Annotated in this window: 25 protein-coding genes; 8 read left to right on the forward strand and 17 right to left on the reverse strand. The window is 62.2% G+C overall.

All coding sequences use genetic code 11. The features are described 5' to 3' along the window. On the reverse strand, nt 1-209 hold a 209-nt coding region (locus LB558_RS00005; protein ID WP_224695541.1), incomplete at its 3' end, for a helix-turn-helix domain-containing protein. A gap of 232 nt (nt 210-441) precedes the next feature. On the opposite strand from LB558_RS00005, the gene rpmG reads away from it, so the two are divergent. Then, nucleotides 442-609: a 50S ribosomal protein L33 gene (gene rpmG, locus LB558_RS00010; RefSeq protein ID WP_006201775.1), complete on the forward strand. Its 168-nt coding sequence runs from the start codon at nt 442-444 to the stop codon at nt 607-609. On the opposite strand, the gene LB558_RS00015 is transcribed toward rpmG, so the two are convergent. Next, on the reverse strand, nt 602-805 hold the full coding sequence (locus LB558_RS00015) for a hypothetical protein (protein WP_224695542.1): 204 nt from the start codon (nt 803-805) through the stop codon (nt 602-604). The genes rpmG and LB558_RS00015 overlap by 8 nt on opposite strands. Before the next feature lie 393 nt (nt 806-1198). Between LB558_RS00015 and LB558_RS00020 the strand changes: the two genes are divergently transcribed. Further along, the gene (locus LB558_RS00020; RefSeq protein ID WP_224695543.1) at nt 1199-1408 is read left to right on the forward strand and encodes a hypothetical protein; all 210 of its coding nucleotides are present in this window, start codon (nt 1199-1201) and stop codon (nt 1406-1408) included. 314 nt (nt 1409-1722) lie between these two features. Here LB558_RS00020 and LB558_RS00025 read toward each other — a convergent pair whose 3' ends face one another. The 9 genes from LB558_RS00025 to LB558_RS00065 all read right to left on the reverse strand — a co-directional run bounded on the left by LB558_RS00025 (nt 1723) and on the right by LB558_RS00065 (nt 11891). Next, the gene (locus tag LB558_RS00025; protein ID WP_224695544.1) at nt 1723-2790 is read right to left on the reverse strand and encodes an ABC transporter ATP-binding protein; all 1068 of its coding nucleotides are present in this window, start codon (nt 2788-2790) and stop codon (nt 1723-1725) included. Nucleotides 2791-2794: 4 nt separating this feature from the next. Then, the gene (locus tag LB558_RS00030) at nt 2795-3643 is read right to left on the reverse strand and encodes a carbohydrate ABC transporter permease (protein ID WP_224695545.1); all 849 of its coding nucleotides are present in this window, start codon (nt 3641-3643) and stop codon (nt 2795-2797) included. Then, a complete protein-coding gene (locus tag LB558_RS00035; protein ID WP_013531925.1) occupies nt 3643-4566 on the reverse strand; it encodes a carbohydrate ABC transporter permease in 924 nt (307 codons plus the stop codon). The genes LB558_RS00030 and LB558_RS00035 overlap by 1 nt, the downstream gene beginning before the upstream one ends. Nucleotides 4567-4745: 179 nt before the next feature. Continuing rightward, entirely contained in the window at nt 4746-6023 is a 1278-nt protein-coding gene (locus LB558_RS00040) for an ABC transporter substrate-binding protein (protein WP_224695546.1), read from the reverse strand. Nucleotides 6024-6052: 29 nt separating this feature from the next. After that, complete coding sequence (locus tag LB558_RS00045) at nt 6053-7240, reverse strand: PLP-dependent transferase (protein ID WP_224695547.1); 1188 nt, start codon at nt 7238-7240, stop codon at nt 6053-6055. Beyond that, on the reverse strand, nt 7237-7971 hold the full coding sequence (locus LB558_RS00050; RefSeq protein ID WP_224695548.1) for a FadR/GntR family transcriptional regulator: 735 nt from the start codon (nt 7969-7971) through the stop codon (nt 7237-7239). The genes LB558_RS00045 and LB558_RS00050 overlap by 4 nt, the downstream gene beginning before the upstream one ends. A 140-nt stretch (nt 7972-8111) precedes the next feature. After that, complete coding sequence (locus LB558_RS00055; RefSeq protein ID WP_224696200.1) at nt 8112-9584, reverse strand: FAD-dependent monooxygenase; 1473 nt, start codon at nt 9582-9584, stop codon at nt 8112-8114. A gap of 542 nt (nt 9585-10126) precedes the next feature. Next, the gene (locus tag LB558_RS00060; RefSeq protein ID WP_023810534.1) at nt 10127-11500 is read right to left on the reverse strand and encodes a PleD family two-component system response regulator; all 1374 of its coding nucleotides are present in this window, start codon (nt 11498-11500) and stop codon (nt 10127-10129) included. Between the two features lie 34 nt (nt 11501-11534). Further along, nucleotides 11535-11891, reverse strand: coding sequence for a response regulator (locus LB558_RS00065; RefSeq protein WP_281035958.1), 357 nt, complete (start codon nt 11889-11891; stop codon nt 11535-11537). A 260-nt stretch (nt 11892-12151) separates the two neighbouring features. Between LB558_RS00065 and LB558_RS00070 the strand changes: the two genes are divergently transcribed. Together LB558_RS00070 and LB558_RS00075 are read left to right on the forward strand one after the other, a co-directional pair. Continuing rightward, complete coding sequence (locus tag LB558_RS00070; RefSeq protein ID WP_024503583.1) at nt 12152-12451, forward strand: DUF3572 domain-containing protein; 300 nt, start codon at nt 12152-12154, stop codon at nt 12449-12451. After that, a complete protein-coding gene (locus LB558_RS00075; RefSeq protein ID WP_224695549.1) occupies nt 12448-13101 on the forward strand; it encodes a DUF2608 domain-containing protein in 654 nt (217 codons plus the stop codon). Before LB558_RS00070 ends, LB558_RS00075 begins: the two co-directional genes overlap by 4 nt. An 18-nt stretch (nt 13102-13119) precedes the next feature. Here the strand turns inward: LB558_RS00075 and LB558_RS00080 are convergent, their stop codons facing one another. Next, the gene (locus tag LB558_RS00080; protein ID WP_224695550.1) at nt 13120-14643 is read right to left on the reverse strand and encodes a hypothetical protein; all 1524 of its coding nucleotides are present in this window, start codon (nt 14641-14643) and stop codon (nt 13120-13122) included. A gap of 107 nt (nt 14644-14750) precedes the next feature. Further along, nucleotides 14751-15326, reverse strand: a complete 576-nt coding sequence (locus LB558_RS00085; protein ID WP_224695551.1) for a GNAT family N-acetyltransferase — start codon at nt 15324-15326, stop codon at nt 14751-14753. 65 nt (nt 15327-15391) lie between these two features. On the opposite strand from LB558_RS00085, the gene LB558_RS00090 reads away from it, so the two are divergent. Further along, on the forward strand, nt 15392-16720 hold the full coding sequence (locus LB558_RS00090; RefSeq protein ID WP_224695552.1) for a DNA polymerase IV: 1329 nt from the start codon (nt 15392-15394) through the stop codon (nt 16718-16720). On the opposite strand, the gene LB558_RS00095 is transcribed toward LB558_RS00090, so the two are convergent. Continuing rightward, nucleotides 16717-17223, reverse strand: a complete 507-nt coding sequence (locus tag LB558_RS00095) for a hypothetical protein (protein WP_224695553.1) — start codon at nt 17221-17223, stop codon at nt 16717-16719. The two genes, LB558_RS00090 and LB558_RS00095, sit on opposite strands and share 4 nt — an antisense overlap. A 192-nt stretch (nt 17224-17415) precedes the next feature. On the opposite strand from LB558_RS00095, the gene LB558_RS00100 reads away from it, so the two are divergent. Beyond that, the gene (locus tag LB558_RS00100; protein WP_224695554.1) at nt 17416-18297 is read left to right on the forward strand and encodes a DMT family transporter; all 882 of its coding nucleotides are present in this window, start codon (nt 17416-17418) and stop codon (nt 18295-18297) included. A gap of 12 nt (nt 18298-18309) precedes the next feature. On the opposite strand, the gene LB558_RS00105 is transcribed toward LB558_RS00100, so the two are convergent. The 3 genes from LB558_RS00105 to LB558_RS00115 form a co-directional block, all read right to left on the reverse strand. Next, nucleotides 18310-19113 (reverse strand): potassium channel family protein, encoded by an 804-nt coding sequence (locus tag LB558_RS00105; RefSeq protein WP_224695555.1) that lies wholly within the window; start codon nt 19111-19113, stop codon nt 18310-18312. 55 nt (nt 19114-19168) lie between these two features. Continuing rightward, nucleotides 19169-22696 (reverse strand): DNA polymerase III subunit alpha, encoded by a 3528-nt coding sequence (gene dnaE / locus LB558_RS00110; protein ID WP_224695556.1) that lies wholly within the window; start codon nt 22694-22696, stop codon nt 19169-19171. 106 nt (nt 22697-22802) lie between these two features. Then, entirely contained in the window at nt 22803-24815 is a 2013-nt protein-coding gene (locus LB558_RS00115; RefSeq protein WP_224695557.1) for an acetyl/propionyl/methylcrotonyl-CoA carboxylase subunit alpha, read from the reverse strand. A gap of 199 nt (nt 24816-25014) precedes the next feature. Here LB558_RS00115 and LB558_RS00120 point away from each other — a divergent pair, with 199 nt between their 5' ends. Together LB558_RS00120 and LB558_RS00125 are read left to right on the forward strand one after the other, a co-directional pair. Beyond that, nucleotides 25015-26142 carry an S-(hydroxymethyl)glutathione dehydrogenase/class III alcohol dehydrogenase gene (locus LB558_RS00120; RefSeq protein WP_224695558.1) on the forward strand — a complete coding sequence of 376 codons (1128 nt, stop codon included), beginning with the start codon at nt 25015-25017 and terminating at the stop codon, nt 26140-26142. Between the two features lie 67 nt (nt 26143-26209). Further along, entirely contained in the window at nt 26210-26680 is a 471-nt protein-coding gene (locus tag LB558_RS00125; RefSeq protein ID WP_127322761.1) for a YaiI/YqxD family protein, read from the forward strand. Nucleotides 26681-26703 lie beyond the last annotated feature (23 nt).

Raw genomic sequence — 26703 nt, forward strand, 5'->3', positions numbered from 1 at the left:
TCCAGCATCTCCTCAATCGCTTCCGCAGGCACCCGGCGCGTCGAAAGCTTGCCCAAACGCCGGTCGACCAACCCTGCGTCCCCAGCCTCTTCGTAACGGTCGCGGTAGCGCCGGAATTGCCGTTCCGACATCCCAAGCAATTCCCCAGCCTCCAGCATCGAAAGATCGCCACCATTCCAGCGGCTCAATACGTCTCGAAACTTCTGCATTCTCCGGTCCTGTAGCCATTGTGCCCGTCTCATCCCCAGCCTCCGTTCGCTGAAGATCAAACCGGACAACTCACGTGCTACCTAATCCGGACAACTCGTGTGCTTACGACAACAAGGCCTACCGGGCTTGACTTTCCGGGCGCGTTCTTTATGTGTCGCGCCAAGTTTCCCGCGTCCGGGTGTTTCCCCGTGCTCCAGCGGCCAAAACCCCACGAACAAACGGACTGATATCATGGCCAAAGCCGCAAACATCAAGATCAAGCTTCTGTCGACCGCCGACACCGGTTTCTTCTACGTGACCAGCAAGAACAGCCGCACCAAGACCGACAAGCTGTCGTTCCGCAAGTACGACCCGGTCGCTAAGAAGCACGTCGAATTCAAGGAAACCAAGATCAAGTAATCTGGGTTCCGCTGCAATGCCGAAACGCCGCCCAATGGGCGGCGTTTTTCGTTTGTAGCCAATTGATTTCGTTGCGTCCCAGCAGGGACTCCACCAAAGGATTGACCTTCGCCATGGTTGCGGCACCCTTGGCCGTGGGTTGGGTGTCATGAACAAGGCGCCTATGGATGTCGAAGAAGTTGAAAGCTGCAATCATTGCAGCCCTTGTCGCTCTGGCTGCTGGCTTCGCCGTCAGCAATGGGCTGATAAGCCAGCAGACGGCCGATGAGATCAAGGCCAGGACTGACCAGGTTCTGACTGAGGAAGAGGCCGCACAGCCTGCACCTCAGCCTGACACCCCCGCCCCGCCTTCCACGGAACCCGCACCGCAGGCTCCGGCCCCTCCCGCCGCGGCACCCTCGCAAGGATCACAACCGGGTCAATGAAGAAGCCCCGCGAGAATGGGCTCCTCTCGTGCGATCGCCATCATCATACCTGCTGAGTGTATCGTTTTAATACAATCGCCGATTGGTAGACTTGCACCACGGATAGGCAGTTAGTTTCAGCGTCAGGCAAAAAGGGGGGAAATGCCTCGCACTGGGAGAAAACGATGTCCGTACAAAAAGGCGACTTTCGAACCAACAGAGCCGACTACGTGATTGCCGCGATGCATGGCGGAGTGACCGCCGAAGACAGCGTTCGAGACGAGAACCTGGCAAGGAGAAAGAAGTCCCTGTGGCTGAAGGAGCGGCGATCGGCCAAGTCGGCTGAGAACCCGTTGGACAGCTCGCCGCTGTCCAAAAGAAGCCTTCGCGGTTAGCGATCTACAATCACCTTCCGCGATCACACCATATCCGCACACAACCCACTCACCCATATTGCAGGCCGTTGTCGGTGTTGACCAGCTCCGACGGCGGCCTAGTTCGTGGCGAAATAACCTCCGTTCTTTTGAGAAGACGGCGGGACTAAAGTCTTGTGCTTTACACGCAGAGGTCCGAGTGGTCCTGTTAAGTTCCGGAAATGTCTCTTGGACGTTCCGCTATTTTATCCAATTGAAATGTAGCGTTACCGTGTATTCCCGCCCGATAGCGGCGCCTGATCCCGGCTGCCCGCATCCGCCCTGGTTCGGTCCCCTCAGCCGATGCGCTCACCGCTCTTCGGATCGAACAGATGCAGCTGGTGTGGTTCGGCCGCCAACCGTACCTCGTCGCCGGGCTTCACGCCGGCACGGCCCATGGCAAAGACGCACAACTGCTGGCTGGCCAGTTTGACGTAGAACTGCGTCGAAAGCCCGAGCGGCTCGACCACACCCACCTCGGCCTTCAACGCGCCGTCATCCGCCAACTCGATATGCTCGGGCCGCAAACCGACAGTGATGGCGTCACCATCCTTGAGCGGCAGGCCTTCCGGCAGCCTCAGCGCCTGGCCATCGGTCAGTACGACCTCCGGGGTACCGCCCTTGCGAACCGTCGCCGGAAGGAAATTCATGCCGGGTGAACCGATGAAACCGGCGACGAAGATGTTGGCCGGCCGATCATAGAGATCGAGCGGTGCGCCGACCTGCTGGATCAGCCCGTCATGCATGACGACGATCCGGTCGGCCATGGTCATCGCCTCGATCTGGTCGTGCGTGACATAAACCGATGTCGTCTTCAGCTGCTGGTGCAGCGCCTTGATCTCGGCGCGCATATGGACGCGCAGCTTGGCGTCGAGGTTCGACAGCGGCTCGTCGAACAGGAACACCTTGGGGTCGCGCACGATCGCCCGGCCCATGGCGACGCGCTGACGCTGGCCGCCGGACAATTGCCGCGGCAGGCGCTGCAGGAAGGTGTCGAGCCCGAGCCGCTTGGCGGCGCCGTCCACCCTGGCGTCGATCGTCGTTTTCTCCGCCTTCTTCAGGAGCAGGCTGAAGCCCATGTTCTTCGACACGTCCATATGCGGATAGAGCGCGTAGGACTGGAACACCATGGCGATGTCGCGGTCCTTGGGTGCTACGTCGTTGACCAGCCGCTCGCCGATGCGGATCTCACCCCCGGAAGCCTCCTCCAGCCCGGCGATCATGCGCAAAAGCGTGGACTTGCCGCAGCCTGACGGCCCAACCAGGACGACGAACTCGCCATCGGCGATTTCAAGGTCGACCGCGTGCAGGACGCGGACGGCACCATAGTCCTTGCGGACCTTTTCGAGCGTAACAGAGGCCATCGATCTATCCTTTGACGGCGCCGGCGGTCAGGCCGGTGACGAGATAGCGTTGCAGGAAGGCGAAAAAGATGCAGACCGGGATCAGCGCCAGGATGGATGCCGCCATCATCTGTCCCCAGTCGACGGCGAACTTGCCGATGAAGGTGAGCAAGCCGACGGCGAAGGTCTTCTGGTCGTCGCTGGAAATCAGCATCAGCGCGAACAGAAGCTCGCTCCAGGCGGCGGTGAAGACGAAGCCGAGCGTCGCGCCCATGCCCGGCAGCGTCAGCGGCACGATTACCTTGCGCATCGCCTGCGCACGCGTGCAGCCGTCAATCATCGCGGCCTCCTCCAAATCCTTGGGGATGCCGTCGAAGAACGACTGCATCAGGAAGGTGGCAAAGGCCGTGTTGAAAGCGGTGTAGATGATGATCAGCCCGGTCAGGCTGTTGATCAGGCCGATCTGACCCATCATGCGGTAGATCGGCGGAATGACCATCACCAGCGGAAAGGTCTGGGTCAAAAGCAACATCAGCGCCAGTGCTGCCTTGCCGCGAAAGGTGAAGCGCGACATGGCATAGCCGGCGAGCGTGGCGATGATTGTCACCAGTGCCGCCGTCGATACCGATACGATGACGCTGTTGAGGAAATAGCGGGGGAAATCGGTGGCCTCGAGCACGGTGACGAAGTTCTGCAGCGTCATGTGCGACGGCCAGAAGGTGATGCCTTCGGAATAGAGCAACCGCTCCGGCGTGACCGAGATCTTCAGCGTCCAGTAGATCGGGAACAGGGCAAAGAGCACGTAAGCCGCGATTGCCGCGTAGAGGCCGATGCCGCCGAAGAAGCGCTGCGAGGCTGTGCGTCCCGCGATCATCAGACGTGCCTCACCAGCGTGCGGCGGATGCCGATCAGCGCAATCGCATAGGCAATGAGCAGGACCAGCAGCAGCACGGCCACCGCCGAGGCATAGCCCTTGTCCAGCGATTTGAAGGCGCTGACATAGATGTAGACCGGCACCGTGTTGGTCGAGCCGGCTGGCCCGCCCTCCGTCATGACGAAGATCAGGTCGGCGAAGGTGGCGATCCAGATGGTGCGCAACATGACGGTGATGGCGATGGTCGGCGCCAGGAACGGCAGCGTCACCTTGGTGAAGCGCTGCCAGGGCGAAGCGCCGTCGATGGCCGCCGCCTCATGCAATTCCGACGGGATCGACTTCAGTGCCGCCAGGAGGGTGATGGCGAAGAACGGAATGCCGAACCAGATATTGGCGACGATCGGCCCCCACATCGCGGTTGACGGATCGGACAGCACATTGGTCGGCTCGGCCTTCAGCCCCAATGCAAACAGCCAGTGCGGCAGCGGGCCGATGATCGGATTGAACAGCCAGGCCCAGGTCAGGCCCGACAGGAAGGACGGCACCGCCCAAGGCAGGAACACCAGGGCTTGTACAGCCTTGCGGCCGCGAAATGGCTTGTCGAGCAGCAGCGCGAGGCCAAGGCCGAGGAAGAACTGGAAGAACAGGCTGGCGACCGTCCACCACAGCGTGTTGACCAGCGCCTGCCCCAGCACCTGATCCGACAGCATCGCCTGATACTGCCCAAGCCCGACATATTCGGACTTGAAGGCGGAGAACTTGCGAAAGGAGTAGCTGATGCCGATGACCAGCGGCACCAGAAGCACCACGACCAGCAGGATGATCGCCGGGCTGAGATAGAGCCATGGCTCGATTGCGGCGTGGGATAGCCGCTTGCGACGCGGCTTGCCGACGGATCGTATTTCGGACACGGCGTAGGTCATTGGCTGCGGATCGTCTCCTGGAAGTAACGGGATGGGCAATCAGCACCCTTCTCCCCGTTCACGGGGAGAAGATGCCGGCAGGCTGATGAGGGGCAGCACGAACCTTGGGGTGCTGGCGCCGCCCCTCATCCGTCACTTCGTGACACTTTCTCCCCGTGAACGGGGAGAAAGGAGAAAAACTACTTCTTGTTCTTCGCCAGCCAATCCTGCTGTTCCTTGGTCAGGAAGGCGGCCCATTGGTCGGCGACGTCCTTGGCCGTCTTTTGGCCAAGCAGCACTTCCTGAAAATTCTTGATCGCCACCTGGTCGACGAAATTGCCGAGGTTCTCCAGATGCGTCGGCGGGGTGACCATTTCATATTTGGAGCTGTCGCTGAGTTCCGTGAACCAGCCCTTGAACTGCTCCGTCTTGAAATGAGGATCCTGGTCGGCACCGTTATGGATCGGGACGACGCCGACTTCCTTGGCCCATTCCAGATTGTCCTTCGGCGACAAAAGCGTCGCCATCAGCTTCCAGGCATCGTCCTTGTGCTGCGAATTGGCGAACATCGCCCACCCGGCATAGCCCAGTGTCGGATAGGATTTGCCGCTCGGCCCGACCGGCAATGGCGCTACCGCGAAATCATCGGCGCTCATCTTGTCGGCGATGCCGAGCAGCGCGTCCGGATCCTGGTTGAGCATGGCACAGGTGCCGGAATAGAAACCGGTGACCGTTTCGTTGAAGCCCCAGCTCACCGCATCCTTTGGCGCCAAGCCGTCCTTGTACATGTCGGCCAGCATCTGCAGGCCCTTGACCGAGCCTTCTTCGTTGATCGTCGAAGTGCCGTCCTCGTTGAAGTAGCCACCCTTGCCGGCGGCGATGTTCATGAACATGTGCATGCCGTTGAAGGCGCCCGGCCCGCCGCGCAGGCAGTAGCCGTATTTCCCCGGGAGCGCGGAAATCTTCTTGGAATCGGCGATGAAGTCATCGAGCGTCGCCGGCGGGCCATCGAGGCCGGCCTCCTTGAACAGCTTCTTGTTCCAGAACAGCGCGTTCACATAGTAGCCGTAGGGGATCATGAACTGGGTGTTGTTGACGGTCGAGCCGAACTGCTTGGCGCGCTCGCCAAGCGTCTTGGCGTCATCCCATTTGGCCATGTAGGGGCCGAGATCCTCGAGCTGGGCATTGTTGGCGTAGAGGCCCATCCAGCGTTCCGGCATTTCGACGACGTCGGGCGTGTCGCCGGCCTGCACCATGGTCAGGAATTTCTCGAACGCCTGCCCCCAGGGCAGCGAGATAAGCTCGACCTTGATGCCCGGATTGGCCGTTTCGAACTCGGCGATCTGCTTTTTCAGGAACTCGGTGCGTGGCGGGCTGGTGATGACTTCGACCATTTTCAGGGTCGAATCGGCCACAGCATTTCCGGCGGAAATCGCCAGTCCCGCAACGGTGGCAAGCATGACGGTCAGTTTTTTCATGTTCAAGACTCCCATTTTGAACCCGCTTGTTATTTTCTGGCTTTTTCGAAGGCTTGGGCGACATCCGCCCACAGGTCTTCGACACTTTCCAATCCGACATTGAAGCGGATGGTTCGGGGGCTGACGCCGAAGCGCGCCATCGAATTCAGGCCCGGCGTCTGCTCCAGCGACGCCTTGGCCGGTACGACCAGGCTTTCATGCCCGCCCCAGCTGACGCCGATGCGAAAATATTTCAGCGCGTCGACGAAGACGGGGATGTCGATATCGTCCGTCACCTCGAAGGAGAACAGCCCGGCATAGCCGGCCAGCGTCGCCTTGCCTGGGTGGTTCGAATAGACGGGGTGGTTGACCCGCTCGACATCGGCATGCGCCTTCAGCCGTTCGGCGATGGTCAAGCCGCTCTTCATGTGGTGCGGCAGGCGCAGCGGCAGCGTGCGCAGACCGCGCAGCAAAAGCCACGCCTCGAACGGTGACAGCTTGCCGCCGAGATAGGAATAGGTCTGCTCGTTGATGTGCTTGATATGGGCGGCCGAACCCGCCACGACCCCCGCGACCGTATCGCTGTGGCCGCCAAGGTATTTCGAGGCCGAGTGCAGCACCAGGTCGACGCCGTGCGTGATCGGCTTCTGGAACACCGGCGTTGCCCAGGAATTGTCGATGGTGGTGACGATGCCCTGTTCCTTGGCCAGCCGTGTCAGATGCGCGATGTCCTGCAGCTCGAACATCATCGAGGTCGGGCTTTCCAGATAGAGCAGCTTGGCGCCGGGAAGTGCCGCCGCGACCGCATCCGGGTCGGAGCCGTCGACATAATCGACCTTGATGTTGAGCCGCGGCAACAACCGCTCGAACAGCCGGTAGGCATCGCCATAGCAGTTGCGCACGGCGACGATGCGCTCGCCGGCGCCGACGAACGCAAGCACCGTGGCGCTGATTGCCGCCATGCCACTGGAAAAGCCGCGCGCGGCTTCTGCGCCCTCAAGCGCTGCCACGCGCGCCTCGAACTCCATCACCGTGGGATTGTCGCCACGCGAATAGATCGGCTGCTTTCGTTTGCCGGCAAAGGTATCGGCCATCTCGTCATAGCTGGCGAAGGTGAACAGCGAGGTCTGGTAGATCGGCGGCACCACCGCACCGCCGGGGAACGGCTCGTCATGTGCCAAGAGTGTCGCCGCCTCGGCAAGATAGTCGTGATCGAAACCGGATGGATGCTCGTTCATGTCTGGCTCAAAAGTTTGAGTTTGGCGGCACCGCGCTTGAGGTCGTCCTCGACGGTGGCGATCAGCTTGAGCGCCTCGGCGCGGGCGCCCTGCGGGTCGCGCGCGGCAATGCATTCGTAGATGGTGCGATGGTAAGGAAAGCTGGCATGGCCGAAATCGCGCACGCCGAGCGGATGTTCCCAGAAGCGATGAAACAGCTCATGCATGGCGGCGATGATCTGCTCGAACAGCGGATTGCCTGAGACCCGGTAAATCGCCTGGTGGAATTCCCAGTCCTCTTCCGAGGACATGCCGTCGCGGGTGCGGAACGCCTGCTCCATGATGTCGAGCTTGCGCGCGATCTCGGCAATGTCGGCCTGGCTGGCGCGTTCGGCGCAAAGGGCTGCGGCCTCCGCCTCCAGCGCGCGGCGGATCTCCAGCGTCTGCATCAGGCTGGTGAAATCATTACCGCCAGCCAGCGTCAGCGGCATGTGCAGCATATCGTGTGAGACAGCCGCCTTGAGATACGTGCCGCTGCCCTGCCTGCGCTCGACCAGGCCGAGCCCTTCCCAGCGTGTCAGCGCCTCGCGCACGGTGTTGCGGCTGACCTTCAGCCGCTCGGCCAGAATGCGTTCGGTCGGAAGTCTCTCACCCGGCTGCAGGGCTTCGGCGCGAACAAATCCCACCAACGCCTTCAACACGGCGTCATCGCGCGCCGTGATTTGAATGGGTGGCAGGCTGTTCTGGTCCACACTTCCTCCAAGTGGTCCAATGGTCCAACCAATTTCTGCACAGAAGGAAACTCCTGTCAACCAACTGTCAGGAGTACTGTCGGAGGGAGCGACGGAATACTTTCAAAGGGGGTGGCGCGATCGCGTTTCGATCGCGTCTGCTAACCTGCGGCAGCAGGCGGCCCGAACCAGATGGTCAACGCGTCCACCAGTCCCCGTTGGGTTCCCGTCCCGGCGCAAGCCACATAACCATCGGGCCGGATCAAGACCGCGTCGGGCGCAACGACCCTTCCGAGCATCGGGATGTCCCAGGCACCGGCATACAAGGCGTCGATCTGCCGGACCCGATCAGCCCAGGGCGCGATGTCCAGTCTGCCGGGCTCACCGAGGTTGAGCAGCACGGGCCGCGCGTCGTGCAGCAAGGTGAAGACCCGCAACGGTCCGCTGGCGGTGGTCAGATCGAGATCGGGCATTCGCCGCCCAAGCAGTGGATGCCCCTCGCCAAGGTCGTAATGGACCGCCAAACCAGACATCTCCGCGGCGATTCTCTTGCGGGGTTCATCCATGCCGAGCAACTCGGCAACGGTGTCGGCCAAGGCCTTGCTGCGGTCGTCCGTGCGGCGAAGCGCGACCTGCGCCATCGTGTTGCGCAACACGCGGGCGGCGACCGGATGACGCTCGGCGTGATAGCTGTCAAGCAGGCCTTGCGGCGATGTCCCCTTGATGACCTGGGCCAGCTTCCATCCAAGGTTCACCGCATCCTGCACGCCGATGTTGAGGCCCTGCCCACCCATCGGAGGATGGATATGCGCGGCATCACCCGCCAGCAGCACGCGCCTGTCGCGGTATGCGGCAGCCTGGCGCGTCATGTCGGTGAAGCGCGATAGCCAGGTCGGGCTGTGGACCCCGAAGTCGGTGCCGTAGATGGCAGTCAGCGCCTCGCTGAGTTCGCGCAGCGTCGGTTCGCCGCGCGCCTCCAGGCGTTGCTCCGTCAGCACGACGCCAACCTTCTTGCCGTCCTCGATCTTACCCAGGGCATGAATTCCGAAGGCGTTGCTGCGGAAACCCCATGCCGGTTCTTCAGACATTTCGACCTCGGCAATCATCCAGCTCATCGTCGGATCCCACCCGGCGAACTCAATACCGGTCGCCTTGCGAATGGTGCTGCGGCCTCCGTCGCAGCCGACGAGATATGCGGCCCTCAGGCGGTGGCCGGTGGACAGTTCGACATCGACGCCGCTGTCGTCCTGGGTAAACCCCGCAACCTCGTGTCCCTGATAGATCGGTACCTTCAACTCGCCGACCCAGTCGGCCAGGATGCGCTCGATGTGGTTTTGCCGCAGCGCCAACAGATAATTGTGCCGGGTTGGGAAGTCGCTGATGTCCAGGCGGATCATGTGAAAACCCACGGCTGGGCTCACTTGGCCCTGTGAGAGGAAACGATCGGCGATTCCGCGCTGGTCCAGCACCTCGATCGTGCGTGCGTGCAGGCCGCCCGCGCGCAGGCCGGCAAGCTTCTGATCCGGCCGCCTTTCGACAATGGCAACGTCGACGCCGGCCAACGCCAGTTCGCCCGCCAGCATCAATCCCGTCGGACCAGCCCCAGCGATCACCACCGCATGATCTGATATCATTGTCGTCACTCCCGTTTTCCGCACCCTGGCTGGGTCACGGTTTTACGGGAGGAGCCCGGTCTTGCCGCAAGCCCCTTGGGCGCCATATGTATGAAATGGAAGGGCGGGTATTGTTCCTCGCTGTTGGTTGCCGCGGAACAAAACTTTACGCACGCACAGGACAATCTCCTGGGGGCGGCTTTATAGCGACATCCGATTTTCAAACACAAAAACGCGGAGTCTTCCGTGCTTTGGCACGGAACTCTGATGCTCATTGGAAAGAAGGGGGCCGGTCGGCGTTTGGCAGCGGTACGAGGAGGCCACTATGTGCCAGCGCCGGCCGGCCGACCCCACGGACCCAGGAGATGCGGCGGACCTGAGCATCATGGGGTATTCTGGGGATCGGAGCCGGCGGTCTGTCCTCGTGCCGGCTTCGTCTTGGCCTGCACAGTTGCGCAAGAGCTTATGAAAATCAACAGTTTCTTAACCAAGGCTCGCGAATCGCTTGGATTAAGGTAAACGGGTAACCCTGTCGGGTTGACAGGATAATCGGGGCTGGATCGCTACGCCGCCTTGGCGACGACGCGATTTCGGCCACCGCTTTTGGCTTCGTAGAGCGCGAGATCGGCACGCTTCATCAGCGCAGCCACCGTGTCCACCCCCTTCAGCACCGACGACACGCCGACGCTGACCGTGACTTCGATCGCCTTGCCGTCCTGCCCGATGGCGAAAGCCGCCTGGGCGATTTCGGCGCGAATGCGCTCGGCTACCTTCTCGGCCACCGCGCCCTCGGTATCCGGCATCACTACGACGAACTCCTCGCCGCCAAAGCGGCAGGCAAGATCGATACCCCTGACATTCTTGCGCAGCCGTCGTGCGAATTCCCGCAGCACCTCGTCGCCGCCGTCATGGCCATGTGCGTCGTTGATCGCCTTGAAACGGTCGAGGTCGGTGATCATCACCGACAGCGGCCGGCGCCGCGCCACGGCACGATCGAACAGCGTCTGCAGATGGCTGTCGAGATAACGGCGGTTGTGCAGCCCGGTCAATCCATCGGTCACCGCCATTTCGATGGTTTGGGTGACGCTGGCCCGCAACTGGTCGTTGTAACGCTTGCGGCGCACCTGCGTGCGCAGCCGTGCCGTCAGTTCCTGCTGGTCGATCGGCCGCATGAGATAGTCGTTGATGCCGAGTTCGAGGCCGCGAATGATGCGTTCCTCCTCGCCCTCCTCCGCCAGCAGGATGATCGGCACGAAGCGGGTGCGATCGAGCGAGCGCAACTGCGAACAGAGCCTGAGCGGATCGAAATCTGCGAACGCGGTCGAGATCATCACGCATTCATAGGACGTCTCGGCGGCCTGGAAGAAACCGGCATGCGGATCGTGTGTGACGTCGAGGTCGGCGCGGTCGCGCAGCATCTTCTGGATGCGCTCGACGGACGATTTGCGCTCGTCGATCAAAAGCACTTTCGGTGTCGTGTCCTCCGATGCGAAATTGCGGCTGAGCAGTTCTTCGATGCCGATGTTGCGCGTCGTCGAGGCGCGCAGCCGCAACTCGTCGGTCAGCGACTTCAGGCGGACCAGGCTCTTGACACGCGTCATCAGCTGCAAATCGTTGACCGGCTTGGTCAGGAAGTCGTCGGCGCCGGCCTCAAGCCCGCGTACGCGGTCGGAAACCTGGTCGAGCGCGGTGATCATCACCACCGGAATGTGCGATGTTGCCGGATCGCTTTTCAGCCGCCGGCAAACCTCGAAGCCGTCCATGTCCGGCATCATCACATCGAGCAGCACGACATCGACCTTGCCGTTCTCGCAAGTTTCGATCGCATCCGGCCCGTTGGTGGCGGTCAGCACCTCGAAATATTCGGCCAGCAGCCGGACTTCCAGCAGCCGCACGTTGGCAGGGATGTCGTCGACGACGAGGATCCGCGCAGTCATTTCACAAGGCTCCGGCTCGGCTGGAAAGGGCACATCACGCATCACCCAGATAGGATTTGATGGTTTCGATGAAACGCGGCACCGAGATCGGCTTCGAAATATAGGCCTCGCAGCCACCCTGGCGGATGCGTTCCTCGTCGCCCTTCATCGCGAAGGCGGTCACCGCGATGACCGGGATGACGTGCAGCTCGTCGTCCTCCTTCAGCCATTTGGTCACTTCCAGGCCCGACACTTCAGGCAGCTGGATATCCATCAGGATGAGATCCGGCCGGTGCAGGCGCGCCAGATCGAGCGCTTCCAGACCGTTGCGGGTGCGCACGGTCTCGTAACCGCTTGCCTCGATGAGGTCCCGAAAGAGCTTCATGTTAAGCTCATTGTCCTCGACGATCATGACCTTCTTCGGCATCGATATCCCGTCCCGGCCGTCCATCCGCTTCGAAGGCGACCGTCATGCGCCCATGTCTGAACGCACCAAACCCTGCTTCACTTTACGGCAATATGATTGACGAAACGGAAATCCGCGGCTGGAAAACAGCGCGGATCCCACCTCGTCCCTGCGCGTCCAAAGGGCGCGCCACGCTCTAATGGCTTGCCGCAAGCAACTCTTGCCATTACTGCGGGAGAGACTCATTCCACACACCGAAGGTAGTGATGGCAAACGCAGCGTCAATGCGCGAAGAAGCGGAATCGATTGCCGTGAAGGCCCTGGGCTTTGTCGCCTCCGATCCGGAGCTGTTGCCGCGCTTTCTGGCTATCACCGGCATAGAGGTCCATTCGATCCGCAAAGCCGCCAGCGAGCCGGGTTTCCTGGCTGGTGTCCTGCAATTCATCCTCGCCCACGAGCCGACGCTGATGCGCTTTGCCGAGGAAACCGGCACCCCGCCGGCTGCTGTCGGCAAGGCCCTGCGGTCGCTGCCACTGGGCGATGACAACCACGAGCATTCCATATGAGCGATGATCCAGAAACCGCGCGCCAGATCGAGGAACTGGCAGCCGACGACCGGCCGTTGCTGGTGCTCGATGTCGACGATGTCGTGCTCGAATTCATCCGACCGTTTCCGAATTTCCTCAAGGCGCGTGGCTACGGCCTGACGCTGGCCTCCTTCCGACTGACCGGCAACATCGCCGAGACGGCCAGCGGCCGGCTGATCGAACAGCCCGAAGTCACGGCACTGCTGGGCGATTTCTTTGACACGCAAGCCGATTGGCAAAGTATTACGGACGGCGCGGCAGAGGCCCTGGCAGGAATTGGCGACCGCGCGGAAATCATCTTGCTGACGGCCATGCCGCACAAACACCGGGCCGTGCGTCGCGTCCATCTCGACGCGCTTGGACTGAGCTACCCGCTTCTGACCACTGAAATGGCCAAAGGACCGGCAGTGGCCAAGCTTCGCGGCAAGGCCGGCCGACCGGTGGTCTTCGTCGACGATCAGCCGCACAATCTGGCGTCGGTGCGGGGATCGGTCGCCGACGCCGAACTGTTCCACCTGATGGCCGACAATTCGCTGCGCGCATTCCTGCCGCCGGTGACGGACGATGTGGTCGTCGTCCAGGACTGGCACGAAGCCGCGCCCAAGATTGCAAGCGCGCTGGGGCTCTAAACTCCAACCTTCAGGGGTTCAGTTCGCACCTGCGCCGCCGCTGTCGTCTCCGCTGTCATCGTCGCCGTCACCATCATCCATGCTGTCGTCCACGGCCGCGTCGGCGGGCTTCAGCATGACGCCATTGACGGTGACCGAACCGTCGGCCTTGGCGTTGACGATCCATTCCAGCCGACCATCGGACAGCGTCTTGCCAAAGCCTTTCGCCATGAGAGCGACTGGCACGTATTGGGCCACCTCCGGTTCCGACTTTGCCGCTTCCTGCAGGCCTTCGACAAGCTTGTCGAAGCCGGCGACATCGACGGTCACGCTACCTTCGGGCATTTCGCCTGGGAATGTCATCTCGCCTTCCAGCGCGATCTCCGTGTCCTTGTTCTTCACGGTGCTGTGGCCGAGCACGACTTTCGGCATCTTGGCCATAAAATCGGCTTTAAGCTGCTCGCCGAATTCGGCCGACAGCGGTGGATTCTTATTGAGATCAAAGGCTTCGATCGCCTTCTTCGCCATGCTGTCGAGATCGATATTGGCGCCGCCGAAGTTCAAATCGACATCGGTGGGCAACAACCCCACGCTCCAGCTCGGCAGAAGCTGCGTCGGCACGGTCAGCCCCGATGCCTTGATGCCATACGTGATCGTGCCGTTCTCGGCCACGCCATCGGTGCCGAACGCGGTGCTTAGCTGGGTGGCACCGAAATTGCCGACCGGACTTTCCACCGCGAAATCCTTGAAACCATAGGTCCCGTCGATACGCTGCCAAAGCGGCAAGGCGGCGAGCAGAAGCGATTTGAGCTGCGCCTGGTTGGCCTTCAGCGTCGCCTCGTCCTCGTTGGCCACTGCAAATGCCAGGAGATCGAGCAATGGCTTGGTCCGCACGCCCTTGCCGCTGGCTTCGACCGACAATTCCGGCGACCTGACGGTGACCGGGAATTTCAGCCCGCTCTCAGGGTCATCGAAATTGATCGCTTCGACAAAACTCGACACCTTCTGGGAGGTTGTGAAATCGACGCCCCCGGTCGCCGACTTGGTCGCGGCAACGGTCGCGATGCCAGCGCCAGTACTGGCTTCCATGTGCTGCTTGGCATCCTTCGATGCCATCGTCATGCCGGCCATCGAGCTGGTGCCGCTGGTAAAGGCCGCCAGATTTGGATCGTAGACGCCCGAGCCCTTGCCGTCCTTGATCGAAAATTGAGTGCTTTGCAGCCCTTCGGGTCGGTTGAACTCGAAGGAGGCGGTTTGGGAGAAATCCATTGAGACATCCCAAGACCCGTCGCTGCGCGGCTTGACCATCAGGGCATAGGGCGCGAAGTCGAACTTCAGCAGTTTCTGGTCCGGAAATGATGCGGCGAGTGCCTTGAAATCGAACAGGATCTTGTAGGCGCCACCTTCGAGCGAAACCTTCAAAATGCCCTTGTCGATGGCCTGCTTGCCGACATAGCGGGACAAGTCGTCGGACAATTGCTTCGCACCCTGACTGTCGACGGTCTGGCCGAAAGCAGGGGCACTCAACGCAAGAAGGAACACGAATGGCAGGGCACGGTTCACGCGAATTCTCCGTTTGACCTAGAAGAAAGACTTTGTCCGTCTGGTATGAAATTACCGCTGCAACCGCAAGGTGAGATCGACGACGGCACCCTGGCAGACAATCTCGATCAAAGCACCAGCCGCATCAGCGGGCGACCGGCCTTGCGTTCCACCAACCGCTCGAAACCCGCCTTCTCGAAGACCCGCGACGAGCCGACGAACAGGCCGATCGAGCGCGAATCGCGAGACAGATCTATCGGACAAGCCTCGAGCAGCCGCGCACCGTTGTGGCGGGCGAAATCGATGCCGCCTTCGACGAGGCGATGCGTGATCCCCCTGCCGCGCGCCTTGCCGCGGATGAAGAAGCAGGAGATCGCCCAGACGGCCGGATCCGCCGCGTCGGCAGGGTCGACCGGCGCCGACCCCCTGCCCTGATTGTTCCATTCGGGCACGTCGGCGCGCGGTCCGATCTGCATCCAGCCAACCGCCTGACCATCCTCGAATGCCAGCAGGCCCGGCGGCGGGCCGGCTTCGATACGCGCCTTGATGTGGTCCTTGTTGCGTTCCCGGCTGCTCTCGCGGCGCATCGCCGGCGCCAGCCGGAAATGCGTGCACCAGCAGCCGTAGCAGGCGCCTTGCTTGCCGAAGAGGTCCTCGAATTCCGCCCAAAGCTCAGGCGCAAGCGGCGCTATGGTCGTGCTCATGCGTTCTCCCCAGGCCAGCCTTGTCGCTGGCCTTGCACTGTCGTACCATTGCTTCTGTTCTCTTTATGTTCGCAGCGATGGCGGCCCCTGTCAACAATCCCGATCACGGTTTTTGCCGCGACTGCCTGATGTTTCAGCGCAGCCAGACGCGCCGCTGCGAGCGCTGCGGCAGCCCTCGGCTTGCGCGTCATGCCGAGCTTTACCGGCTGCATCTGGCCCATATCGATTGCGACGCCTTCTACGCGGCAATCGAAAAGCGCGACAATCCGGCGCTCAAGGACAAGCCGCTGATCATCGGCGGCGGCAAGCGCGGCGTCGTCTCCACCGCATGCTATATCGCCCGCATCCAGGGCGTGCGGTCGGCTATGCCGATGTTCAAGGCGCTCGAAGCCTGCCCCGAGGCGGTGGTCATCAGCCCCAACATGGAAAAATACGTCCGCGTCGGCCGCGAAGTGCGCGCCATGATGCAGGCGCTGACGCCGCTGGTCGAGCCGCTGTCGATCGACGAGGCGTTTCTCGACCTCGCCGGCACCGAACGGCTGCACGGCCTGCCACCCGCTGTGGTGCTGGCGCGCTTTGCGCTGGCGGTCGAGAAGGAGATCGGCATCACCGTTTCGGCCGGCCTGTCCTACTGCAAGTTCCTCGCCAAGATAGCGTCTGATTTTCGCAAGCCGCGCGGCTTCTCGGTCATCGGCGAAGCCGAGGCGGTCGGCTTCCTGGCGGCGCAGCCGGTGACCATGATCTGGGGCGTCGGCAAGGCGTTCAACGCCACGCTGGAGCGCGACGGCATCCGCACCATCGGCCAGTTGCAGCAGATGGATCGTGGCGATCTGATGCGCCGCTACGGCACGATGGGCGACCGGCTCTACCACCTTTCGCGCGGCGAGGACGTCCGCCGCGTCGATCCCGACCAGGATGCCAAGAGCGTATCGGCCGAAACCACTTTCGACACCGATATCGCGTCGCTGGACGAGCTGGTCGCGGTGCTAAGGGGGCTTTCGGAAAAGGTCTCGGCACGGCTGAAAAAATCAAGCATCGCCGGTCGCACCGTGGTGCTGAAGCTGAAGACCCAGGATTTCAAGCTGCGCACGCGCAATCGCCAGCTCGGCGACCCGACCCGGCTCGCCGACCGCATCTTCCAGACCGGGGTGGAGCTTCTGCGCAAGGAAACCGACGGCACGAAATATCGGCTGCTCGGCATCGGCGTCAGCGACCTCTCGGACGACGACAAGGCCGACCCGCCCGATCTGGTCGACATCCAATCGCGCAAGCGCGCCATGGCCGAAGGCGCCATCGATGCCCTGCGCGACAAGTTCGGCCGCAAGGCAGTGGAAACCGGCTACACATTCGGCAAGGGCCGCGACGCCCATCCGCCGGAGCCGCTTGAGGATTAGGTGCGCTGCAAGTCTATTCTGCTCGTCACCACGCTCTTGCCGGTTTTCGGGTCGGTGTCGATGACGGTCAGCCGGATGCCGTTCTTACCTCTCTTCTCGACCGTCATCCGCGCCTTGCGGTCGCCATTGACCTCCTTGGCCCAGCGGATGCCTAGATTGATAGCGTTGCCCGAACGGCTGCCGTTCAGCTGTGCCGGCCCTGTACGAGAGCCGACATAGGTGCCGCTGTATTTCGCACCCGTGACCTTCAGATTGGCGCTGATGGCCCGCGACACCACGACGAAACCGCGGCAATTTCCATCCAGCGATAGCGAGGTTGAGGTCGCATTCGACTTGAAGCTGCACGATACGCTGACGTTCGGCACATCCGTGGTTACCTGGACAGTGCCCTTGCCGGCGAAATTGCCCTTGAACGACTGGAGAAATTTGGTTTCGTCGGCATGGGCCGTGCCTGCCGCGGCCACGAGACAGCCAGCAAGCGCGAGTTTCGCGAATGATCTCATTAAAACTCTCCTTGACGGTGCCGGAAGGCAGTTCCGCAGAGCACGAGGGGAAGTATCGGGACTTAACGCCCCTTGCCATTTCAGGTTCCTCCCGCAACATGACTGTTGCGACATCCAGCCAGTCGCGACTGGCCCAGAAGAAGGCAGCAGCTAGCGATTGCGGCAGAAGCCCTGGCCTGCGACATAGCGCGGATGGCACCCACCCCTTCGATTCCAAAGGCCGCGTTCTGGATGGCGCTGTCAATTGCCTCGTTCCTGGCGATGTCGGTCGCCGGCCGCGCCACGACAGCCGAGCTCAATGTCTTCCAGGTGCTGGAACTGCGCTCGGTGATCGGCTTCTTCATCCTTCTGCCGCTGGTGATGACGAGTGGCGGCTTTCAAGCCATGCGCACGCAGCGCCCTATTGCCCATATCGCCCGCAACGTCATCCATTACACTGGCCAGGCGGCCTGGCTCTACGCACTGACGCTGATCCCGCTGGCCGTGCTGATCTCGATCGAATTCACCACGCCGATCTGGACGGCGCTTCTGGCCGTTGGCTTCCTTGGCGAAAGGCTGAACCGGCCCAAGCTGGCAGCGATCGCGCTGGGGCTGATCGGCGTGGTGATCATCGTGCGCCCCGGTGTCGGCTCGGTCGATCCGGGGCATCTCATCGTGCTCGGTGCCGCCGTCTGCTTCGGCATCTCGGTGGTCATGGTCAAGTCGCTGACACGCACGGACAGCGTCGTGCGCATCATCTTCTGGATGCTGATCATACAGTCGGCGGTCGGCCTCGTTCCGGCACTCTCTACATGGCGCAACCCGCCGCTGGAACTGTGGCCATGGATCATGCTGATCGCCTTCAGCGGCATGTCTTCGCATTTCTGCATGGCCCGCGCGCTCGGCTATGCCGACGCGACCGTCATCTCGCCGATGGATTTCCTGCGCGTGCCGCTATCGGCGCTGATCGGCTGGCTGCTCTATAGCGAGCAGATCGACGCTTTTACCGCCGGCGGCGCACTGCTGATCCTGATGGGAAATCTGCTCAATCTTCAGCGCAGGCCGATAAAGCCGGCCGAAGTGGCGGCGTCGTAGTCCCGCCGGCCGTCAGTTCCCTTCGTCGGGTATGTTGAGAAGATGGCCGCAGGCTTTGCAATGCACGGCGTCCGGCTCGTGCCGCCGCAAGCCGCACTGCGGACAGGGAAACAACACCTTGGCTGGCCGGAAGATCGCCTGAGCCAGTCTGACAAACAGCGATATGCCGATGATCATGGTGACGATTGCCGTCAGCTTGCCGGCCATGCCCGGCAGCACGATGTCGCCGAAGCCGGTGGTCGTCACCGTGGCGACGGTGAAATAAAGCGCGTCGATATAGTTTTCCAGGCCGGCGCCAGTGCGGAAGAAGAACGTGTAAACGAAGCCGGTGATGACGAACAGGAAGGTCAAAAGGTTGATGACCGCGTGGCTGGCCTCGCGCCACGGTCTCAGGCCGCGCATCTCCAAATGCCGCCAGAGCGAACCGCTGCGCGACAGGGACCACAGCCGCAGGATGCGCAGGAAGGCGAGATTGGCGAACGCCGTCGGCATCAGCAGCGTCAAAAGGATGAAGACATCGACCCACGACGTCGGCTGCTTCATCAGCCGCAGCATGTTTCTGGAGGCAAGCAGCCGGGCGACCAGGTCCGCGGCGACAAGCGCGGCCGCCGAATAATCGAGCCAGAGGAAGGACGGCTTGTCCTGAAGAACCGGCGTCGCGATGAAGAAGGCGATGATGGCGAGGTCGATGACGACGGCCACCAGTTGAAACCGGAAAGCGGCCGGCGTGCGCCCATGATAGAGCCTGCGCAGCCTGTCACGCAGCCGCGCCAAGGTTGAAGCGTCCCGCGAACCGTCCTTGTCTGCCGACTTCATGGCAATTGCGTCAAGAGCCGCCCGGCAAACCGCCTCTTGCCGGGAAGAGCGGCGATCACACCAACTCCACTTCGACCACGCCCGGCACCGCGCGCATCGCCGAGGCGATCTGTGGCGAGATCCGGTAGCGGTTGGGCAGCTCTATCTCGATTTCTCCCTCGCCCTCCTCTTTGATCAGCACGAAACTGACCTGCCCCTCGCCCCTGACGGCAAGTTGGCCAGCCAGCGTGTTGATCGGCGAGGCGTTGCGCACGAAGATGCGCAGTGCCTTCTGGATTCGGCTTGCCTCGTCCTCCAGCGACTGCACACTATTGATGCGCAGATTGACGCCTTCCGGCCTGTCTTCGGCCGCAACCGTGATAACGACCGAGCGGCCGGCCTCGAGCAGGTCGCGATATTGCGCCAGTCCTTCGGAAAACAGCACGGCTTCGTACTGGCCTGACGTATCGGAGAAGGCGATGACGCCCATCTTGTTGCCGGTGCGCGTCTTGCGTTCCTGCTTGGATGTTACCGTGCCGGCCAAGCGGCCGGCGGCGGCACCGCGTTTGACAGCCGCCGAAAACTCAGCCCATGTCTGCACCCGCATCTTCTGCAGGGCCGCCTTGTACTCGTCGAGCGGGTGCGCCGAAAGATAGAAGCCGACCACCTGGAATTCACGGTGCAGCCGGTCGGCGGCGAGCCACGGCTCTGTCGCCGGCAGATTGAGTGCCTGCGACTGGGCGCCGAGCGATGCGCCGAAGATGTCGTGCTGTCCGGAAACCGCGTTCTGCTGCGCCAGCGACGCCAGCCCCATCATGCGCTCCACGCCCGCCATCATCGACGCGCGGTCGTGGCCGAAGCAGTCGAGCGCGCCGGCCATGATCAGGCTTTCGAAGACGCGCTTGCCGACGATCTTGGGATCGACCCGCTCGCAGAAATCGGCGAGGTTCTTGAACGGCTTTTCACCACGCTGGGCAACGATGTGCTCGACCGCCGCATCGCCGACGCCCTTGAGCGCTGCCAGCGAATAGTAGATGCGGTTCTCACCGACCTCGAAGGGGCGAAAGCTCGATATCACCGAGGGCGCCAGAACCTCGATGCCAAGGCGCAGCGCGTCCTGGCGGAAATCGGCTAGCTTGTCGGTGTTGCCCATGTCGAGCGTCATCGACGCCGCCAGGAACTCGACCGGATAATGCGCCTTGAGATAGGCGGTCTGGTATGAAACCACTGCATAGGCGGCCGCATGCGATTTGTTGAAACCATAGTCGGCGAACTTGGCCAGCAGGTCGAAAATGAAGTCGGCTTGCGGCTTGCCGACGCCACGCTCGACCGCGCCTGAGACGAAGCGCTCGCGCTGCTTGTCCATCTCGGCGCGGATCTTCTTGCCCATGGCGCGGCGCAGCAGATCGGCTTCGCCGAGCGAGTAGCCGGACAGCTCCTGCGCGATCTGCATCACCTGTTCCTGGTAGACGATGACGCCTTGCGTCTCCTTCACCAGATGGTCGATCTTGGGATGGATCGAGGCCATCTCCTCCTCGCCATGCTTGCGGGCGTTGTAGGTCGGAATGTTCTCCATCGGCCCCGGCCGGTAGAGCGCAACCAGCGCGATGATGTCCTCGATGCAGTCGGGCCGCATGCCGATCAGCGCCTTGCGCATGCCGGCGCTTTCCACCTGGAACACGCCGACCACCTCGCCGCGCGACAGCATGGCGTAGGTCTCGGGATCGTCGAGCGGGATGGTCGCCAGGTCGATCTCGATGCCGCGCCGGCGGATCAGCTTCACCGCCGTCTCCAGCACGGTCAGCGTCTTTAGGCCGAGGAAGTCGAACTTCACCAGTCCGGCCTGCTCGACATATTTCATGTTGAACTGGGTGACGGGCATGTCCGAGCGCGGATCGCGGTACATCGGCACCAGTTCCGACAGCGGGCGATCGCCGATGACGATGCCGGCGGCGTGCGTCGAGGCATGGCGGTAAAGACCTTCCAGCTTCTGCGCCATGTCAAGCAGCGTCTGGACGATCGGCTCCCTCTCTGCCTCTTCGGCAAAGCGCGGCTCGTTGGCGATGGCGTCGGCGAGCTTGACCGGATTGGCCGGATTCTGCGGCACCATCTTGGACAGCTTGTCGACCTGGCCGTAGGGCATCTGCAGCACGCGGCCGACGTCGCGCAGCACGGCGCGAGCCTGCAGCGTACCGAAGGTGATGATCTGGCCGACCTGGTCGCGGCCGTATTTCTGCTGGACGTAGCGGATGACCTCCTCGCGCCTATCCTGGCAGAAGTCGATGTCGAAGTCGGGCATCGACACGCGATCGGGATTGAGGAAGCGCTCGAACAGAAGCGAGAAGCGCAGCGGATCGATGTCGGTGATGGTCGTCGAATAGGCAACCAGCGAGCCTGCGCCCGAACCACGTCCCGGCCCGACCGGAATGCCTTGCGCCTTGGCCCATTTGATGAAGTCGGCAACGATCAGGAAGTAGCCGGGAAACTTCATCTTGGTGATGATGCCAAGCTCGAAATTCAACCGCTCGCGATATTGCTCGACCGTATAGCCTGATGTCGGGCCATGCATGGCCAGGCGCGCGTCGAGCCCCTCATGCGCCTGGCGGGCCAGTTCGTCGGCTTCCGCCTGCACGGCGGCGTCATTGTCGGCGACATCGCCGCCGGTGAAGCGCGGCAGGATCGGATTGCGATTCCTGGGATAATAGGAGCAGCGCAGCGCGATCTCGACAGTGTTGTCGATCGCTTCCGGCAGGTCGGCAAAGAGCCTTGCCATATCGGCCTGGCTGCGCAGGAAATTGTCCGGCGACAGCCGGCGACGATTGTCGGCGGCCACGACCGATCCCTCGGCAATGGCGATCAGCGCGTCATGTGCGTCATAGTCGTCGCGAGAGGAAAAAAACGCCTCGTTGGTGGCGACCAGAGGCAGTTCATGGGCATAGGCGAGATCGATCGAGGATTTCTCGATCACGCGATCATAACCGGAAACCCGGTCCAGTTCGACATAGAGCCGGTCGCCGAACATCGCCTTGAGGGTCAAAAGCCGGGCTTCGGCCAGATCGCGGCGATCTTCCTTGAGCGCGGTGCCGATCGGTCCGCGCGGCCCACCGCTGAGACAGATCAATCCGTCACAAAAGCCTTCCATCATTTCCGTGGTCAGGTGCACGGCTTCACCCGGCGGTGTTTCGAGGTAGACGCGGCTGACCAGCCTGACCAGGTTGGAATAGCCGGCTTCGGTCGCGGCGAGCAGGACCACCGGCCGCATATCCGGACCCTGCCGCCTGCGGTCGCGCTGGCCGTCGCTGTTTTCGCCGGAAAACGCGAGCGCCGTCTGGCAGCCGATGATCGGCTGGATGCCGTCCTTCACCGCTTTCTGCGCGAATTCCAGGGCGCCGAACAGATTGTTGGTGTCAGTGACGGCAATGGCGGGGGCTTCGTCCTTGACCGCATGAGCCACCACCTTGCCGATCTGCAAGGCGCCTTCCAGGAGCGAATATGCCGAATGCACGCGCAAATGGACGAAGGGCCGCGCCGGCGCCTCGGGCCGCGCGGCAGCAATCGCTGCTTCGCGCTTCAAGGGATCGCGGGGAAGTTTTTCGTCGGCCATGGTGCTGCGTGAAGGTCCCTGAGTCGATAGAGATGTATTGTCCGGGACCGCGCGATGCCAGTCCAGCACAAACCATTGCTGATCAAAGGCCGCTTCCCGGCTAGCCTTACGCAAACTCCATGATCACCGCGTCGACAGCCAGGCTGTCGCCCGGTTTGGCGTTGAGTTTGGAGACGACAAGGTCGCGTTCAGCACGCAGCACATTTTCCATCTTCATCGCTTCGACCACCGCCAATGTCTCGCCGGCCTTGACCTCCTGGCCTTCGGCAACGGCAATCGACACGACAAGGCCAGGCATCGGGCAAAGCAGCAGGTTCGACGTGTCCGGCGCTACCTTTTCGGGCATCAGCCTTTCCAGCTCGGCGGTGCGCGGCAGCATGGCGCGCGCGGTCACCGACATACCCTTCCAGGCAATGCGAAAGCCATTGGCAACCGGTCTGACCTGAGCCGCGACCTTGCGCGTGCCGACCGTGCCGCGCCATATCAGATCGCCCGGCCGCCAGTCGGACGAAACGGTCAGCGCTTTTCCGCCCTCAATCGACAGATCGACTTCCATCGGAATAGAAATCATGCCCTCGATGATCGACGCCGACAGATAGTCTTCGCCGAGCTTCACCACCCAGTCGCGCTTCAGCGCTCCAGAATGCGGCGCCAGGCGCCCGCCCAGCCGGTCTAGCCGGTCACGTCGCAGCAGTTCCACCGCGGTCGCGATCGACGCCAGCACGGCTTTCTCGTCGTCGTTCGGTACGACCGGCGCGAAGCCGCCGGGATATTCCTCCGATATGAAAGCGGTCGATATCCGCCCTTCCCGCCAACGCGGATGCTGCATCAAGGCAGCCAGGAACGGAATGTTGTGCTCGATACCGTCGACGACGAAGCTGTCGAGCGCTTCCGACATGGCATCGATGGCTTCCAGACGCGTCGGCGCCCAGGTGCACAGCTTGGCGAGCATCGGATCGTAGAACATCGAGATTTCGGAGCCTTCGGTGACGCCGGTGTCGTTGCGGATGACGACATCGCCGAATTGTCCTTCCTCGGGCGGTCGGTAGCGCGTCAGCCGGCCGATCGAAGGCAGGAAATTGCGGTAAGGGTCTTCGGCGTAGAGCCGGCTTTCCACTGCCCAGCCGTTCAGTTTGACGTCGCTTTGCTTCAGGCCAAGCTTTTCGCCGGCCGCGACGCGGATCATCTGCTCGACCAGATCGATGCCCGTGACGAGTTCTGTCACCGGATGCTCGACCTGCAATCGTGTATTCATTTCAAGGAAATAGAAGTTCTTGTCCTTGTCGACGATGAATTCGACCGTGCCGGCGCTCTGGTAGTCGACGGCCCGGGCCAGCGCCACCGACTGCTCGCCCATGGCCTTGCGTGTCGCGGCGTCCAGGAATGGCGACGGCGCCTCTTCGGCGACCTTCTGGTTGCGTCGCTGGATCGAGCATTCGCGCTCGCCGAGATAGAGCGCGTTGCCATGCGCGTCGGCCAGCACCTGGATTTCGATGTGGCGCGGATCGACGACGAACTTCTCGATGAAGAGACGATCGTCGCCGAACGAGCTCTTGGCTTCCGAGCGCGCGCGGTCGAAGCCGTCGCGCACTTCGGCCTCGCTCCAGGCGATGCGCATGCCCTTGCCGCCGCCGCCGGCCGAAGCCTTGATCATCACGGGATAGCCGATCTCGCCGGCGATCTTTTCGGCATGGTCGGCATTCTCGATGACGCCGAGCCAGCCGGGCACGGTGGAAACCTTGGCGGCGTTGGCGAACTTCTTCGATTCGATCTTGTCGCCCATCGCCTTTATGGCCTTGGGCTTCGGGCCGATGAAAATGATGCCTTCCGCTTCCAGCGCCTCGCAGAAGGCCGCCCGCTCGGACAGGAATCCGTAGCCGGGATGCACGGCCTGGGCCCCCGTTTCCTTGCAGGCGGCGATGATCTTTTCCGGGACGAGATAGCTCAGCGCGGCTGGCGAGGGCCCGAGATGCACCGCCTCGTCGGCCATCTCGACATGCACGGCATCGCGATCGGCATCGGAATAAACGGCAACCGTGGCGATGCCCATCTTGCGCGCCGTCTTGATTACGCGGCAGGCAATTTCGCCGCGATTGGCGATCAGGATCTTGGTGAACATGCGAAATGTCATCCCTCGGGTCGGCCGTTCCTTTTATGGCCTGTGCTTGCAGGGTCAAGCCGACCATGCAATTCAGTGCCCTTCAATAGACTTGCGATTCCAAATTCATCGCTGTGGCCCAGTCGGGGAGCCAGCTGCCAGTTGATCGTGTCGGCAAAACCTGAAACCTTGGAAAAAAATCCGCATTGGAGGACGCCTGATGAAAACCCGCGCCGCTGTCGCAGTCGCCGCCGGAAAGCCGCTGGAGATCATGGAGGTCGACCTCGACGGGCCGCGTGAGGGGGAAGTTCTGGTCGAGATCAAGGCGACAGGCATCTGCCACACCGACGAATTCACGCTGTCGGGCGCCGATCCGGAAGGTCTGTTTCCGGCGATTCTGGGCCATGAGGGCGCCGGCGTCGTCGTCGATATCGGCAAGGGGGTCACCTCGCTCAAGAAGGGCGACCATGTCATCCCGCTCTACACACCCGAATGCCGCCAGTGCCCTTCCTGCCTGTCCAGAAAGACCAATCTGTGCACGGCCATCCGCGCCACCCAGGGCCAAGGCCTGATGCCGGATGGTTCATCGCGCTTCTCGATCGGCAAGGACAAGATCTTCCACTACATGGGCTGCTCGACTTTCTCCAACTTCACCGTGCTGCCCGAGATAGCACTTGCCAAGGTCAACCCGGACGCGCCCTTTGACAAGATCTGCTACATCGGCTGCGGCGTCACCACCGGCATCGGGGCTGTGATCAACACCGCCAAGGTCGAGATCGGCGCCACCGCGGCCGTCTTCGGCCTCGGTGGCATCGGCCTCAATGTCATTCAGGGCCTGAAACTTGCCGGCGCCGACATGATCATCGGCGTCGATTTGAACAACGACAAGAAGGAGTGGGGCGAGCGGTTCGGCATGACGCATTTCGTCAATCCGAAGGAGATCGACGGCGATGTCGTGCCCTACCTCGTCAACATGACCAAGCGCGGCGCCGACCAGATCGGCGGCGCCGACTACACATTCGACTGCACCGGCAGCACCAAGGTGATGCGTCAGGCGCTCGAAGCCTCGCATCGCGGCTGGGGCAAGTCGGTCGTTATCGGCGTCGCGGGTGCCGGCCAGGAGATCTCGACGCGGCCGTTCCAGCTGGTCACCGGCCGCACCTGGATGGGGACCGCGTTCGGTGGCGCGCGCGGCCGCACCGACGTGCCGAAGATCGTCGACTGGTACATGGACGGCAAGATCCAGATCGACCCTATGATCACCCATACGCTGAAGCTCGAGGACATCAACAAGGGTTTCGATCTCATGCATGAGGGTAAATCGATCAGAAGCGTCGTGGTTTACTGAGGAAGACCAAGGCCGCCGCCCAACCGGCCCCGACCTCCGTGGTTAACAATGGGAGGAGAAAAGAAACATGAGCGAACTCCCCGCCATTCTCGTCGATGCAGACGCCTGCCCGGTCAAGGCCGAGGTCGAAAAAGTGGCCGACCGGCATGGCGTCGTTGTCACCTACGTCTCCAACGGCGGCCTGCGGCCATCGCGCGATCCGATGGTCCGCAATGTCGTGGTCTCCAAGGGCGCTGATGCCGCCGACGACTGGATCGTCGACAATGCACGCACCAACGACATTGTGATCACCGCCGACATTCCGCTGGCCGCCCGCGCGGTGGCGCTTGGCGCGCATGTGCTTGGACCCACGGGGCGTCCTTTCACGCCGGAAACGATCGGCATGGCGGTGGCGATGCGTGACCTGAAGCAGCATCTGCGCGAGACAGGCGAAAGCAAGGGCTACAATGCCAGCTTCGCCCCGCAGGACCGCTCGCGCTTTCTCGGCGAACTCGACCGCATCTTGCGGCGGGCGCTCAAATCCGCCACACCGGACTAGAAACCGAGCGCCATCCAAGGTTG

This window comes from Mesorhizobium sp. CO1-1-8, assembly GCF_020164875.1.
In the GTDB taxonomy this organism is placed as follows: domain Bacteria; phylum Pseudomonadota; class Alphaproteobacteria; order Rhizobiales; family Rhizobiaceae; genus Mesorhizobium.

What these genes read in the sequence shown, in the direction of transcription:
- rpmG (WP_006201775.1), top strand. Translation starts at nt 442, where the DNA reads ATGGCCAAAGCCGCAAACATCAAGATCAAGCTTCTGTCGACCGCCGAC.
- LB558_RS00015 (WP_224695542.1), bottom strand. Translation starts at nt 805, where the DNA reads ATGATTGCAGCTTTCAACTTCTTCGACATCCATAGGCGCCTTGTTCAT.
- LB558_RS00020 (WP_224695543.1), top strand. Translation starts at nt 1,199, where the DNA reads ATGTCCGTACAAAAAGGCGACTTTCGAACCAACAGAGCCGACTACGTG.
- LB558_RS00025 (WP_224695544.1), bottom strand. Translation starts at nt 2,790, where the DNA reads ATGGCCTCTGTTACGCTCGAAAAGGTCCGCAAGGACTATGGTGCCGTC.
- LB558_RS00030 (WP_224695545.1), bottom strand. Translation starts at nt 3,643, where the DNA reads ATGATCGCGGGACGCACAGCCTCGCAGCGCTTCTTCGGCGGCATCGGC.
- LB558_RS00035 (WP_013531925.1), bottom strand. Translation starts at nt 4,566, where the DNA reads ATGACCTACGCCGTGTCCGAAATACGATCCGTCGGCAAGCCGCGTCGC.
- LB558_RS00040 (WP_224695546.1), bottom strand. Translation starts at nt 6,023, where the DNA reads ATGAAAAAACTGACCGTCATGCTTGCCACCGTTGCGGGACTGGCGATT.
- LB558_RS00045 (WP_224695547.1), bottom strand. Translation starts at nt 7,240, where the DNA reads ATGAACGAGCATCCATCCGGTTTCGATCACGACTATCTTGCCGAGGCG.
- LB558_RS00055 (WP_224696200.1), bottom strand. Translation starts at nt 9,584, where the DNA reads ATGATATCAGATCATGCGGTGGTGATCGCTGGGGCTGGTCCGACGGGA.
- LB558_RS00060 (WP_023810534.1), bottom strand. Translation starts at nt 11,500, where the DNA reads ATGACTGCGCGGATCCTCGTCGTCGACGACATCCCTGCCAACGTGCGG.
- LB558_RS00065 (WP_281035958.1), bottom strand. Translation starts at nt 11,891, where the DNA reads ATGATCGTCGAGGACAATGAGCTTAACATGAAGCTCTTTCGGGACCTC.
- LB558_RS00070 (WP_024503583.1), top strand. Translation starts at nt 12,152, where the DNA reads ATGGCAAACGCAGCGTCAATGCGCGAAGAAGCGGAATCGATTGCCGTG.
- LB558_RS00075 (WP_224695549.1), top strand. Translation starts at nt 12,448, where the DNA reads ATGAGCGATGATCCAGAAACCGCGCGCCAGATCGAGGAACTGGCAGCC.
- LB558_RS00085 (WP_224695551.1), bottom strand. Translation starts at nt 15,326, where the DNA reads ATGAGCACGACCATAGCGCCGCTTGCGCCTGAGCTTTGGGCGGAATTC.
- LB558_RS00090 (WP_224695552.1), top strand. Translation starts at nt 15,392, where the DNA reads ATGTTCGCAGCGATGGCGGCCCCTGTCAACAATCCCGATCACGGTTTT.
- LB558_RS00095 (WP_224695553.1), bottom strand. Translation starts at nt 17,223, where the DNA reads ATGAGATCATTCGCGAAACTCGCGCTTGCTGGCTGTCTCGTGGCCGCG.
- LB558_RS00100 (WP_224695554.1), top strand. Translation starts at nt 17,416, where the DNA reads ATGGCACCCACCCCTTCGATTCCAAAGGCCGCGTTCTGGATGGCGCTG.
- LB558_RS00105 (WP_224695555.1), bottom strand. Translation starts at nt 19,113, where the DNA reads ATGAAGTCGGCAGACAAGGACGGTTCGCGGGACGCTTCAACCTTGGCG.
- dnaE (WP_224695556.1), bottom strand. Translation starts at nt 22,696, where the DNA reads ATGGCCGACGAAAAACTTCCCCGCGATCCCTTGAAGCGCGAAGCAGCG.
- LB558_RS00115 (WP_224695557.1), bottom strand. Translation starts at nt 24,815, where the DNA reads ATGTTCACCAAGATCCTGATCGCCAATCGCGGCGAAATTGCCTGCCGC.
- LB558_RS00120 (WP_224695558.1), top strand. Translation starts at nt 25,015, where the DNA reads ATGAAAACCCGCGCCGCTGTCGCAGTCGCCGCCGGAAAGCCGCTGGAG.
- LB558_RS00125 (WP_127322761.1), top strand. Translation starts at nt 26,210, where the DNA reads ATGAGCGAACTCCCCGCCATTCTCGTCGATGCAGACGCCTGCCCGGTC.